At 39.1% G+C, this 13,793-nt stretch carries 8 protein-coding genes; 4 read left to right on the top strand and 4 right to left on the bottom strand.

Annotation, left to right across the window (positions count from 1 at the left end; all coding sequences use genetic code 11):
- Nucleotides 1-22 precede the first annotated feature (22 nt).
- Nucleotides 23-1,342 (bottom strand): response regulator, encoded by a 1,320-nt coding sequence (locus tag RMZ95_RS06370; RefSeq protein WP_322684911.1) that lies wholly within the window; start codon nt 1,340-1,342, stop codon nt 23-25.
- 626 nt (nt 1,343-1,968) lie between these two features.
- On the opposite strand from RMZ95_RS06370, the gene RMZ95_RS06365 reads away from it, so the two are divergent.
- Nucleotides 1,969-3,003, top strand: a complete 1,035-nt coding sequence (locus tag RMZ95_RS06365) for a terpene synthase family protein (protein ID WP_322684912.1) — start codon at nt 1,969-1,971, stop codon at nt 3,001-3,003.
- Nucleotides 3,004-3,160: 157 nt separating this feature from the next.
- On the top strand, nt 3,161-4,558 hold the full coding sequence (locus tag RMZ95_RS06360) for a cytochrome P450 (protein ID WP_322684913.1): 1,398 nt from the start codon (nt 3,161-3,163) through the stop codon (nt 4,556-4,558).
- Between the two features lie 98 nt (nt 4,559-4,656).
- On the opposite strand, the gene RMZ95_RS06355 is transcribed toward RMZ95_RS06360, so the two are convergent.
- A complete protein-coding gene (locus RMZ95_RS06355; protein WP_322684914.1) occupies nt 4,657-10,335 on the bottom strand; it encodes an AAA family ATPase in 5,679 nt (1,892 codons plus the stop codon).
- A 386-nt stretch (nt 10,336-10,721) separates the two neighbouring features.
- Nucleotides 10,722-11,372, bottom strand: a complete 651-nt coding sequence (locus RMZ95_RS06350) for a response regulator (RefSeq protein ID WP_322684915.1) — start codon at nt 11,370-11,372, stop codon at nt 10,722-10,724.
- A 234-nt stretch (nt 11,373-11,606) separates the two neighbouring features.
- On the opposite strand from RMZ95_RS06350, the gene lipA reads away from it, so the two are divergent.
- Together lipA and RMZ95_RS06340 are read left to right on the top strand one after the other, a co-directional pair.
- Complete coding sequence (gene lipA / locus RMZ95_RS06345) at nt 11,607-12,527, top strand: lipoyl synthase (protein ID WP_322684916.1); 921 nt, start codon at nt 11,607-11,609, stop codon at nt 12,525-12,527.
- Between the two features lie 225 nt (nt 12,528-12,752).
- Nucleotides 12,753-12,902, top strand: coding sequence for a photosystem I protein PsaX (locus RMZ95_RS06340; RefSeq protein WP_322669294.1), 150 nt, complete (start codon nt 12,753-12,755; stop codon nt 12,900-12,902).
- Nucleotides 12,903-12,923: 21 nt separating this feature from the next.
- On the opposite strand, the gene RMZ95_RS06335 is transcribed toward RMZ95_RS06340, so the two are convergent.
- Nucleotides 12,924-13,790 (bottom strand): branched-chain amino acid ABC transporter permease, encoded by an 867-nt coding sequence (locus RMZ95_RS06335; RefSeq protein ID WP_322672007.1) that lies wholly within the window; start codon nt 13,788-13,790, stop codon nt 12,924-12,926.
- Nucleotides 13,791-13,793: the final 3 nt, after the last annotated feature.

Here is a 13,793-nt window from a genome sequence, read left to right as displayed (position 1 = left end):
TAAATGTAGCTTACTATAATTATTAAATAGGAAGTTTAATGATAAATTCTGAACCTTGCCCTATTGATGAATTTACCTCTAGAGTTCCTCCATGTTTTTCGACAACAATCTGACGAGCAATTGATAAGCCTAATCCTGTGCCTTGACCCACAGGCTTGGTGGTGAATAAATAGTCAAAGATTTTTTGTTGGACATAAGCCGACATTCCCACGCCATTATCTTTAATCCTAATCGAGATATAATTTTTATCTTCAGTGAGAGTGGTTTGAATCAAAATTTGATTAGGATTTGCATCAATTTCCATATAGGTAAGTCCTATATTAGACTCCTCTAAAGCATCAATAGCATTAGCTAATAAATTCATAAATACTTGATTGAGTTGTCCGATAAAACATTCTAATTCTGGCAATATATCGTAATCTCTAATTACTTGAATATCGGGTCGATCTTCGGATGCTTTTAAACGGTGTTTGAGAATCATAATTGTACTGTCTATACCATCATGAATGTTGCAATACACTTTGCGATCGCTATCTGCTCGAGAAAAGGTTCTCAAGCTGGTACTAATGTTGCGAATGCGCTGAATTCCCTCTTTCATTGAGGAAATTAAATTAGGTAGATCGGCAAGTATATACTTCAAATCTATAGCTGCAATTTCCTCTTGAATTTCTGGAACTGGATTAGGATAGTGCTCCTGATAAAGATCAATAATATTAATCATGTTTTGGAAATATACTGAAGCGTGTCCAAGATTGCCATGAATAAAACCAACTGGATTATTAATTTCATGAGCAACTCCTGCTACTAATTGACCAAGAGCAGACATTTTTTCCGTCTGTACAAGCTGAAGTTGAGACTCTTGTAGGTCTTTTAATGCCCTAGATAATGCTGATGTCCTTTCTAAAACTCGTTTTTCTAAAGTTTTTGTGAGATTTCGTAATTGAAGATGGGTTTTTATTCTAGCTAATAATTCTTCTTCATGAAAGGGTTTTGTGATATAATCAACTGCCCCTATATTTAGACCCTTTACTTTACTATGAGTATCAGAATTAGCTGTCATAAAAATTACGGGTATATCACAAGTAGCTGAATTTTCTTTTAGTCTTTTGCAAGTTTCAAATCCATCTATTCCTGGCATCATCACATCTAATAAAATTAAATCAGGAAGTTGGAACTCAACCTGCTTCAGCGCTTTTTCTCCATCATTTTCTGTGAGAACTTTAAAGCCTGCATTACTTAATATGTTAAAGACAATTTCTAAATTAGTGGTAGTATCATCTACCACTAAAATTAAACTATCTTCTGGGGTGTAAAGCATTTTCATATCTGGTTTTTCATTCATATATTTAAATTAATTTTATTTCTTCTTATTTGCTCTGCGATCGCAGCTAATTCCCCTCTATTTTCTTGGTAGACAGGCTGCCAATTTATCGTCTGACAACCCTATAGTTCCCAAAAACTCTGATAACAGCAACATTTTCACGCTAAATTGCCTATAGCTTTGCGTTGGGGCGATCGCTAATGGACATCGATACGCCAAAGTTTAAAATCCTTTTTTATAAAGGCGATCGCTCTGAAATTAGTTATTTATACCCTTGTCTTTTTATAAGAGTAGCGCTATCAAGAAAAATATTGTTGATGCCATAAGTTAATTTTTTCATTTAGTCAACAGTGTTTATCATGAGTATTCCTAGATGTAATTTTTTTTATAAAAAAATATTATTTTAGACAATTACGGTATATTTACGGTTATTTTTTTTTTAAACATAGAACAATATTGTTTAACTTTAAAAATACTCATGTAGATTTACACACTACTAACAGTACGGTGACGTAAATACGATCTACACACTGTATATATATGGTGTTACAGTGAGTTATTTTCAAAAGTTTTTATAGGCTCTCTATGAGTCTATTGATTTTATTATCCTGTACTTTATGTTAGTTACTTCTAACTAATATATTTCTATGAAGGAATTACTTTCCTCCGATTTATACTGTCCATTTTCATCCCATATCAATAAGCATATTGATGTTTTAGAAGAGTATGCTCTTGAATGGGTAACTCGCTTTAACCTACTGGCAAATGAATCAGTTTATCGACGTTTCACCAAGTCAAATTTTTTCAAGCTCGTAGCAGGTGCTTATCCTTACTGCAATCTAGAAAAAATAAAGATTGCCAGTGACTTGTTCAGTTGGCTGTTTATTTGGGATGACCAATGTGATATGTCAGATTTAGGCCAACAACCTGAAGCACTTAAGCTTTTTCACCAAAGATTTATTGAAGTACTAAATGGAGCAGAACTTACAAGCAAGGATATACACCTTAGCTATGCTTTAAGTGACCTACGACAACGGATGCTCCAAATAGGGAGCATAAAATGGTTCGATCACTTTGTTTTTAGCTTTGAGGAATACTTCGCTGGATGTGTACAGGAAGCAAGTAACCGCGCACAGGAAATAATACCGGATATTGATACTTATATCAGAATACGAAACTTAAGTTCGGCGGGGGATCTTACCGTAGTATTGATTGAATTTTGCGATCAATTGCTGATTCCTGATATTTTACGACAGCACAAGATTTTCAAAAAACTCAAGGAGAAGACAATTAATATTCTTGCCTGGTGTAATGATATCTTCTCGTATTCTAGAGAAATGGCAAGTGGTGATGTTCACAATTTAGTATTAGTATTGTACTATCAACAGCAACTACCTCTAGAAATAGCGATTAAGCGTGCAGTCGATATCCACGACCGAGAAGTACGAGAACTGATCGAACTAGAAGCATGTCTGCCATCTTTTGGAGAAGAAGTAGATGCTGAACTTACAAAGTATATTTCAGGAATGTATGCCTGGATACGGGGCAATCTAGATTGGTATTTTAATTCCGATCGCTATCAAACTATAGAAAGACTGGAGTTAGTAGAAACTTTAGAGCTAGATAAATCTCAAAGCAATATGCAAGTACTTTCAAACATGAAAGTTTTACTACCATCATAAGTAAAAATATACTATCTCAGAGAATATTTTTCACGATGCTCCCAACGATTTTTTTAAAGGTGTTGGGAGCATCTAGAATTTTACTGCTTCAAAGTTAATCAATATTACCCCATAACTAACAATACAAAAATAACGCAATTTCAGTATGAAAAATCAAATGCAACTACCTAATCCACTAAAAACTCCCCCTTTGCTCCAGAAAATCCAGTGGGTTGCAGACCCCGTTAGTTTTATGGAAAATGCAGCTCAGCAATATCCTGACATTTTTACTGCTGAGGTAATTGGTTTTGGGGAGACTGTGGTTTTTGTGAACCATCCTCAAGCAATTAAGGAAATTTTCACAAACGATCGGAAGAAGTTTTTATTCGTTGGCAGAGGGAACAAAATATTTGAACCCTTAGCCGGGGAATATTCACTCCTCATGCTGAACGGTGAACACCATAAACGGCGGCGAAAACTCACAATGCCTTCCTTTCATGGCGACAGAATGCGAGCCTACGGCTCTTTGATTTCTAATCTCACCGAACAAGTCTTTAGCCAGTTACCACTAAATCAGCCCTTCTTAGCTCGTACTGCAATGCAGGAAATTTCTCTGCAAATTATTTTACAAGCTATTTTTGGCTTGCATAAGGGAGGACGTTACGACAAAATCAAGCGCTTAATGGCGTTGCTTTTGGATCTCTTTAGCTCACCCTTTACTTCTAGCTTCCTTTTTTTCCCCTTCCTGCAACAAGATTTAGGAGCTTGGAGTCCTTGGGGATGGTTTCTGCGTCAACGGCAACAAATTTATGAATTGCTTTACGCTGAAATTGCCCAACGCCGGGAAGAACCTAATCCAGATCGCATCGATATTTTATCCTTGCTGATGTTAGCGCGGGATGAAGCGGGTAATCCGATGACAGATCAAGAGTTGCGTGATGATTTGATGACACTGATGGTAGCAGGACATGAAACAGTGGCAACAGCAATGGCTTGGGGATTGTATTGGATTCATCATTTACCGAAAGTCCGAGATAAATTGCTTCAAGAACTTAATTCCCTCGGTGATTCCCCAGATCCCATGAGCATTTTCCAACTACCTTATCTCACAGCTGTTTGTAATGAAACATTGCGAATTCACCCGATCGCAATGTTCGCGTTCCCCAGGATAGTCCAAGAACCCTGTGAACTACTAGGACATCCTTTAGCTTCTGGAACATTACTGGTTCCCAGTATTTACCTGACTCATCAGCGTGAGGATTTATATCCGCAGCATCAGCAATTTAAACCAGAACGCTTTTTAGAACACGAATTTTCTACTTATGAATTTTTGCCCTTTGGTGGTGGAGTTCGTCGCTGTATAGGTGAAGCTTTGGCTATGTTTGAAATGAAGCTAGTATTAGCAAAAGTACTGTCAGGCTATCAACTTGCTCTAGCTGGTAAGCGGCCAGAGCATCCTCAACGTCGAGGTTTTGCACTTGCGCCTGCTAATGGGGTGAAGATGGTAGTTACAGGACGACATATGCGTGAAGAGCCTCGAGTGAATATGACAACTACATCCACATCGGTCTTTTAATAATCTGTCAGAGCGATTTTAATAAATATTATAAACGCAGCTTTTCACAAAAACTGCGTTTTTAGTACTCTTAGATTTGGACTCGATCAATTACTCATCTAACCCTCTAACTGTTGCATTGGTATCTCAATAGTAAACTCAGTCCCTTTTCCCGGTGTAGAATTACAGGTTAAACTACCTTTGTGTTTGTCCACGACAATCTGGTAGCTAATTGACAACCCTAAACCCGTACCACTTCCTACTGACTTGGTGGTAAAAAATGGGTCAAATATTTTCTGCTGCACGGCTTTTGTCATGCCAGAACCGTTATCAGTAATCCGAATTATTGCCGTATTAGAATTTGTTAGTTCAGTAAAAATGTGAATTTGTCGTACACGATGAGAAGTCGGTGACGTATCTATATCATTTGTTAATTCTTCTCGCTCGTTTATTAATGATGGATGAGCTATGATAAATAACTCTTCTAAAGCATCAATTGCATTACTCAGAATATTCATAAATACCTGATTTAGTTGGCCAGGGTAACAAATAACTTCCGGTAATTGTCCATATTTTTTGATGACTTCAATTTCTAGTAAATTGCTATTTGGTTTCAGTCGGTGCTGCAAAATCATTAAGGTGTTGTCTATTCCCTCATGAACATCTACAGGTTTCATTTCAGCTTCATCTAAGCGAGAAAAGTTACGTAAGCCCAAAACAATATTTCGGATACGCGAACTCCCTACTTTCATGGAATCTAGAATCTTGAGAAGGTCTTCTGATAAAAAATCTATGTCAATATCCTCAGATTTCTCTTCAATTAGAGGGGATGGATGGGGATATTCTTGCTGATAAATAACTATCAAATCCAGCAACTCTTGGACATACTCGCTAGCATGATTGATATTGCCATGAATAAAGTTAATCGGGTTATTTATTTCATGAGCAATTCCCGCCACCATTTGTCCCAAAGAAGACATTTTTTCACTTTGAATTAATTGGATTTGGGTACTTTGCAATTCTTGTAAAGTTTGTTGTAAACATTGATTTTTGTCATTGAGTTCTTGGGTTCTTTCCTGAACCTTTCCCTCTAGGGTATGGTTGTATTCCTCCAAGCTTTCTTTAGCTTGTGCCAAGTTTTTATAAAGAATAGCATTCTCTAAGGATATTGCTGCTTGAGTGGTGAGAAGTTTGAGAACTTCTATGCGATCGCGTGTAAATGCTCCTGTTGTCAGACGATTTTCTAGGTAAAGAATCCCAATTAATTTACCTTGATTTAGAAGAGGTATAGACAATAAGCTCTTAGGTTCTTCACTAGTGATATAACTATCACTTGCTAGAAAAGAAACAGCTATTGGATCATCAATAACCAAGATTTCTCTAGAGCGTTTAACATAGTTAATCAAAGTAATGGGAACATCGTAGCTTGATTCAAGGCAAGTTGATGGAAACTCAGTATAGGTATGCTCAAAATTTGAACTTGAACAAACTGCTGTGACAGTTAATGCTAAGTTATCACCTTCACTCAAAATTAAAGCGCATTTAGAAGCTCCTGCATTCTCCATAACAACTTCCATTAAAGTAGAAAGTAGTCGCTCAAGCTCGATTTCTCCAGAGAGTGCGTGAGATGCTTTAATGAATGCGGCTAAATCCAGAGAATCAGAAATACTTGTCTTCGAGCCAATAACAGTTTGTTGATTACTTAGAGTAGATAAAGATGATATAGATATGCTATTGAAAGAAGCGCTTTCCTCGCTAGCAGGGATACTCAGTTTTTGTTGCTGGGATATAGGAGTGAGTAATTGGGGATAGCGTTTTACTAAATCGTCAACTTTGGCTTTTGCTCCCCAATTAACGTATCCATAATAGGCATCAATTAAGTAGGTTTGGGCAATTTTCTGCTTGCCCCATTTTAGATAAAATTTAGCTGCAAGTTCCTGAGCTAAAGCTACTTCATTCTTGTAGTCATGCTCTTCAGCTAGGGAGATAGCACGGTCGTATTCTTCCATTGCTTCAAAATATTTCCCTTCAACTCGATACCTTTCTGCTTCTACCAAATAAAATTTATGGCAATTATTCATTGGGGCATGATATGCCCAATATTGCATCTTTTCCTGATTAGCTTGCACCCGATCGAGAATACGCTTTTGCTCTGAATCAGGTGCATCGGCGTACACCGCCAGTTTGGCCAGAGAATCGTAAAAATAGAAAACAGGAACAACTAGTTGTCCTGTACCACTATCTAAGTACTTTTCAGCTAGGGTGGCATTTTCAGCTGCTTGAGGGAACTGCTGAAACAAGTAGCATAAATGTAGTTTATGGAAATATAGATATAAAAGTCCGATTCCATCCTTGGCTTCCAAATGCAGTGGCAGCATTTTCTCCTCATCATAGGCTGCACCAATTAAACGACAAGGATTTTCTACAAACCCCAGTAAATTTAAGACACTTTGTTGATAGATACAATTCCAGTTAAACGCTCTTTCTTGCTTGATTTGCTTCAAAGCATTGCTGTAGTTTGCTATCTCGCGTTCCAGCCCTGTAAGTTCTCTACCAATAGAATAACAACAGAAGCAATAAAACTGAAGAAATAAAGCTGCAAATTCTAAATCTCCTGTTTCTATCGCTAGAGAGTAAGCTTCTAGTACAGTATTTAATGTTTCCTTAGGATGCTCCTTCCAATGACGGATACCTGCATGAAATACCTCCATAACTTTTGCTTCAACTTCTTTAGCATTGTACTTAGCCACCAAACTTAAAGCCAGTTTGCCAAAATCATAGCCAGACTGAATATCTCCCTTTTCACTACAGAGGATCGTTCCGTAAAGAACGTATGCAAAGGCAGACAAGGGGGCATTGCCATATTTGAGCGATAAGTTGATTTGTTTAAGAACAATCAGGAAAAAAAGTTCAGGAGTAACTGCATAGGCAAAAAAAAGCGCATTCGATAGAATCCGCATAACTACCAATGTTTGTTCTGCCGTCATTTCTGGCAGATCAATTAAATCCTCAATCCGCTTTTCATTTAAATTTAATGTTAGTTCAGCGATCGCTAGCTGAATATCTGACTGACTAGGATTTTCAGGCAACTCAACTTCCAACAATTTTAGAACACTTAGTGCAGTCCTGACAGATTCTAGTGCTTGGTTTTGCGCTCCATAAGCTTTAATTTTGACTTCATAAACTTTTACTTTTTCTAGCAGTGTTTTTGCTCGTGCCAACACTACTTCTACTAATTGCTCCATTTGCCTAAAGTCGCCAGCTAGATACGCAGCCTCTGCTCCTGTCTCATACAAAGCTAGGATTAGTTGATATTTAGTCTCCCAACTATCACTTGCGAGCAATTGGATGCCGATAGTTAAATACTTAACAGCGGCGGGATAAGCTGTTGATGCTAAAGCCTTACGTCCAGCAATTAGATTCATCTGGGCCAGTTCATCTCGTTTAGCTTGAGGGGAGATGAATTCTACTGCGATATTAAACTGATTGACAAGCTCAAAAATCTTTTCTTCCTGTTTTGCAACAGGAATATTGTTCAATAACAGTAGCCCAATTTTTAAGTGAATTGGCTTTTTTTGTTCTTCAGGAATTAAAGAATAAGCGGCTTGCTGCACTCTATCATGGACAAATTTATACTTGGGTAGCTGTAAATTAGAATTTGAACATTGTGTAGATTCTATTCCATGAACAATGAATTCTTGATTAGTATTATCTTTTGAAAAAATGCTGTAATTTTCAGATTGTGGTAAAATTAGCCCATCAAGTAACGCTTGCCACAAGTCTGATGCTGTATCTACTACAGATTTTTCATTAACGATCGCCAGAGTTTTTAAGTCAAATTGATTTCCAATACAGGCAGCTAGTTTCAAAACTTTTTGGGTATATATTGGCAATTTTTCTATTTGCAGGGCGATAAATTCTACTACATCATCTGTAAGAGCTAAATCTTTGATTTTTGAAATATCATACTGCCAATGACCAGCATCAAAATTTAATACAATTAGCCCATCATCATGTAAAGTTTTGAGAAATTGAACAGAAAAGAAGGGGTTGCCTTTAGTTTTAGCAAACACCATCTGGGTGAGAGGAACAGCAACCAATTCTGGACAATGAAGTGTCTCAGCAATTAGATGATTTAAATCGCCTTGATTTAAAGGTGCTAAAGTAATTGTATTAATGATTACTCCTGCTTTTTGAATCTCCTGTAATGTCAAAGAAAGCGGATGTGCCTTGGAAATTTCATTATCTCGATAGGAACCAACTAATAAGAAACCCCCTTTTGTTTCACGCATCTGTTCTGTCTCTTCTGAAATAGAAGACAACATACTTTCACACATTAATAACTGAATTAATTTCAAAGAAGCTGTATCTGCCCATTGCAAGTCATCGAGAAAGATAACTAGGGGATGTTCTTTAGTTGTAAAGATTTGGATGAATTTTTGAAACAATAAATTGAAACGATTTTTGGCAGCGCTGCCAGAGAGTTCTGTAACCTGAGGTTGTTTACCAATAATCTGTTCGAGTTCAGGAATGACATCAATAATCACCTGTGTTTGTGTACCTAATTCCCGCAGAATTTTGGATTTCCATTGTTGAATTTGAGCATCAGTTTCTGAGAGCAGTTGTCCAATTAAGTCCCGAAAGGCTTGCACTAATCCTGACAAAGGAATGTCACGTTGAAACTGGTCAAATTTTCCTTTGATGAAGTAACTACGCTGCCGCACAATAGGTTTGTGGACTTCATTAACCACGGCAGTTTTGCCAATGCCAGAGAAACCTGCAACTAATATCATTTCTGTTGCCCCGTCTGTCACACGCTTAAAAGCAGCAAGTAGAGTTTCAACTTCACTTTGGCGACCGTAGAGTTTTTCGGGAATTACGAAACGGTCAGAGATGTCTCTGACACCGAGTTTAAAGGGTGCAATATTTCCTGTTTCTTGCCACTGGCTTTGGCACACCTCCAAGTCATGCTTTAACCCCAAAGCACTCTGATAGCGGTCTTCGGCATTTTTTGCCATCAGCTTGCTGATGATGTCAGACAAAATTAGCGGAATATCGGAGTTAATCCGACTGGCTCTTGGCGGTTGTTTGGCAATGTGAGAGTAAACTAACTCCGTCGGATCTTTGCTGGTGAAAGGTAACTGTCCGGTGAGGAGCTGAAAGAAGGTGACACCGAGGGAATAAAAATCAGTGCGGTAGTCAATACCTCGGTTCATCCTTCCAGTTTGTTCTGGGGAAATGTAAGCCAGAGTACCTTCTAAGATGTTGGGATTCGTGAGAAATTGAATTTCTCTTGGCAGAAGGGTGGCAATACTAAAGTCGATGAGTTTGATTTCATTTGTGCTAGGGTTGATGAGGATGTTGGCAGGCTTGATATCTTTGTGAATGATGCGATCGCGATGCAGTCTTTCCAGGGTAGAAGCAATTTTAATCGCAATGTGGAAAAACTCGTTCAGGGAAAGCCAGTTTTCCTTTTTTACTTTGTCATCTATTTGCCAGTTTTGGAGGGAAATGCCACCAAAGTCTTCCATCACCAAAACATAGCTGTTACGGTAATTTTCTAAGCTATAGGTTTTGACTATGCCAGGAAAATCGAGGTTTTTGGTGATGATATATTGATTTCGGAACTGAGCTATTTCCGCAAAGGTAGGATATTCATTCCGCATCAATTTGAGAACGACTGATTTTTGGTCTTCTTCTCTAATACCTCGATAAACTAGGGTTTTACTACCTGAGTAGATTTGTTCAGTAATGCGATAACCAGGAAACGAATATAATGTATCTAATACTACTAACATTGCGGACTATGCTCATAATTATTGTTTCTATGGCTTATTATTCCCGCGCAAAGACTATCCTCATCATGAAAGAGGATTTTTTTGTTTAATTTGTATTAGAAAATGTGACTTGTAATATATTTTTATTACTAAATATCTGAATCTTAAACTGTATGTTTTCTCATCAAGTGAAGTACATATCGAAATCTCAACACAACCCTTCTTTGAACTTACGAAGAGAGAAGATAAAGTACAGCTTTACCGAGCTTAGGTCAAGCTGTACCTCATTAAATAATGATGATTTATCAACATAAGTGTTTTTGAACTAACTATTTTTATCCGCTTTTAATCGGACACCAGTATAGATGGTGTATTTTTGGCTGCGATAATAATAACGAGCACAAATACTACTTAATTTTTTGTTTAATAAAAGTCACAACCTGAGTAAGCTGTTTCTTCAAACCATCAATTTCTGCTTGCATTTTGACAATTTTCTCATTCAATGCATTAATTTCTGCCTCGGAGACTCCTCCAGTACTGGGGGTTGTGATGCTGGGGGCTGTGACGCTAGAGTTTGCAACGCTAGGAGCTACTACCGTACCATTGGCGACACCAGAGGTTGCTACTGTGCCATTTTTGACAGCAACCGCTGCTCCTACTGCGACTAGTTCTGGGCGTGGCTGTTTTGCCTTGGCCATAGCTAGCTTAATTGCACCAATTAGTTGTTTCTGATCGAAAGGTTTGCCCAGAAATTCAAAATATTCAAATGGTTCTGTGATTTTCTCAGTCACCTCTTCCTTGCGACCAGACATGATCACTAAAGGAATTTTCCTTAACTCTGGATCGGCTTGAACTTTCTGGAAAACTTCCCAGCCACTCATTTTAGGTAACAGAAAATCCAGCATAATCAGGCTGAGTTTTTCCTGAAGGATGAAATTTAGTCCTTCCACACCGTCTTTTGCTTCTAGTACCTCAAAATTGCCCGGAGGCAACATTTCTCGTACTTTTACCCTGACAACTGTAGTGTCATCGATAACTAAAATCTTGTTGCTTGCCACGACTGTTTGCTCTAACAGAAACTATAAGTGTAAATAGCGGCTTTGCCGATTGTCCTTGAGAATCCTCCCACTATATACATAATTTCTAGCAATTGGGGGATAGTATATTTCGGTATAAATGACATTGTTAGAAGTGTTTTGCAAAACTTTTGCTTGCGCTCTTTTAAATTTGTGTCATTGTGATATTTAATCAACAGACCACTACATCTATATCCGCATCTTGCTTGGATGTCTATGATTTCGTCACAACAAGCCGACCTAAAGTCTGAAATTAGGGCAATGCCTAGCTGGTTACGTCGCCCGATTGGTAAAGCCAGTGAAATCTCTACCGTACAACGCATTATTAAGCAGCGCCAAATTCACACGATTTGCGAAGAGGGGCGCTGTCCCAATCGGGGAGAGTGCTATGCCCAAAAAACTGCAACTTTTTTGCTAATGGGGCCTACATGCACGCGCTCTTGTGCTTTCTGTCAAGTAGATAAAGGTCATGCACCAATGCCTCTTGATTTAGAGGAACCTGAAAAGGTTGCCCAGGCGGTGCAGCTTTTGGGATTGCGTTATGTGGTGCTGACTTCTGTAGCCCGTGATGACTTGTCTGACCAGGGTGCAGGGCATTTTGTAGAGACGATCGCGACTATCCGCCAATTGAATCCAGAGACTCAAATAGAAGTGCTGACCCCAGATTTTTGGGGTGGTGCTGGTGTTGGAGAAGAAGGTCAACGCCAGCGGATAGCGATGATTGTCAAAGCCAAACCAGCTTGTTTCAATCACAATATTGAGACAGTGCGGCGGTTAACTGGGCCAGTGCGCCGGGGAGCCAAGTACGATCGCTCCCTCTTGGTGCTGGCTACGGTTAAAGAAATCGATTCGACAATTCCCACCAAATCAGGTTTGATGCTGGGACACGGAGAAACAGTTGATGAAGTTATTGAAGCAATGGCTGATTTAAGGGCTGTGGGATGCGATCGCTTGACTATCGGGCAGTATATGCGTCCTTCTTTAGAACATTTGCCAGTCCAAAAATATTGGACTCCAGAGGAATTCGATCGGCTTGGCAGATTAGCATGGGAAATGGGATTCAACCATGTTCGTTCTGGGCCTCTGGTTCGCAGTTCTTACCATGCTGGAGAGGAGGGAGTAGGGATTGGGGAGTAGGGAGTGGGGGGAGCAGGGGGGCAGAGGGGCAGGGGGACAAGTTTCTCCTTTGTCTCCCCCCTCTTCCTTGTCTCTTCTCCATGCCCAATGCCCAATGCCCAATGCCCAATTCCCAATTCCCAATGCCCAATTCCCAACTTCACACAAATATTCTTAAAGAATTTGAGTATTTGGTACACCAGTTTGGTATTTCTTTAAAAGTCATGACATTAGGAGAATCGGATTATGACCTCTAAAACAACGAAGAATCCTACAGATTTACCAGTTGCCGACAGTGGAGCTAAACCTCCCTACGCCTATCGCACAGGCTGGGCAATATTCTTGTTAGCTATCAATTTCCTGGTAGCAGCCTGGTATTTCCACATTATTGAATAATTAGAAGTGGAGTGGTGCTGCTCAAATCGTTCCTTTGAATAAACCTTTGGGGCGAATGAGCAGCACCAAAATCATGATTAACAGTGCTACACCTTGTTTGTATTGTGAACCCAGCCAAGGAGTGCTGATTTCCTGGACGATACCAATGATAAAAGCTGCTGCGATCGCACCGTAGGGATTGCCAATTCCACCAAGTATTACTGAGGCAAATAATGGTAATATTAAGAACCAACCCATGTTCGGACGCACAGCTGTAATTAACCCATACATACTGCCGCCCAATGACGTAATCGTGCCAGCAATTACCCAAGTCCAAAAAATAACTCGGTCAACATTGATACCTGAAACTCTAGCTAAGTCCAGATCGTCGGCAACTGCTCGCATCGCCTTACCAATTTTGGTATTTTGCAGCAGATAATGCAGCGCCAAAATTGCTAGCACCGCCAACCCTAATACCAATAATTGATTTTGCGGTATCTTTAAACCCAAAATATCTAAAGCCGGAGTAACAGGTAAATTATAATTTTGGTTCCTGCCACCCCAGATAAAAATAATCCCATTGCGAATGAATAAGGCAAGTCCGATAGAAATAATAATCAGCGTAGTAGAAGTAGCACGGATAGAGCGCATCTTTGACCACAGTAACTTTTCCGATAACAGCATTGCTGCTACCGTTCCCGCCGCCGCTAGGATCATCGACAGCCAAATATTGACTCCAATGGTGTTTATCAGCCAAGTTAGATAGGCTCCTAAAGTGAGAAAGTCACCATGAGCAAAGTTTGATAGCCGTAAAATTCCATAAGTAAGAGTCAGTCCGACTGCGGCTAGAGCAATAATGCTCCCCACCGCAATCCCATTCACGATTAGTTGGGCGAATTGTGCATCCATAAG

Source organism: Nostoc sp. DedQUE07, from assembly GCF_034530975.2.
Taxonomy (GTDB): Bacteria; Cyanobacteriota; Cyanobacteriia; order Cyanobacteriales; family Nostocaceae; genus Nostoc.
The sequence above is the reverse complement of the archived record's forward strand: the minus strand, read 5'-3'. Positions and strand labels throughout refer to the sequence as shown.

What these genes read in the sequence shown, in the direction of transcription:
- RMZ95_RS06365 (WP_322684912.1), top strand. Translation starts at nt 1,969, where the DNA reads ATGAAGGAATTACTTTCCTCCGATTTATACTGTCCATTTTCATCCCAT.
- RMZ95_RS06370 (WP_322684911.1), bottom strand. Translation starts at nt 1,342, where the DNA reads ATGAATGAAAAACCAGATATGAAAATGCTTTACACCCCAGAAGATAGT.
- RMZ95_RS06340 (WP_322669294.1), top strand. Translation starts at nt 12,753, where the DNA reads ATGACCTCTAAAACAACGAAGAATCCTACAGATTTACCAGTTGCCGAC.
- RMZ95_RS06360 (WP_322684913.1), top strand. Translation starts at nt 3,161, where the DNA reads ATGCAACTACCTAATCCACTAAAAACTCCCCCTTTGCTCCAGAAAATC.
- RMZ95_RS06355 (WP_322684914.1), bottom strand. Translation starts at nt 10,335, where the DNA reads ATGTTAGTAGTATTAGATACATTATATTCGTTTCCTGGTTATCGCATT.
- RMZ95_RS06335 (WP_322672007.1), bottom strand. Translation starts at nt 13,790, where the DNA reads ATGGATGCACAATTCGCCCAACTAATCGTGAATGGGATTGCGGTGGGG.
- lipA (WP_322684916.1), top strand. Translation starts at nt 11,607, where the DNA reads ATGATTTCGTCACAACAAGCCGACCTAAAGTCTGAAATTAGGGCAATG.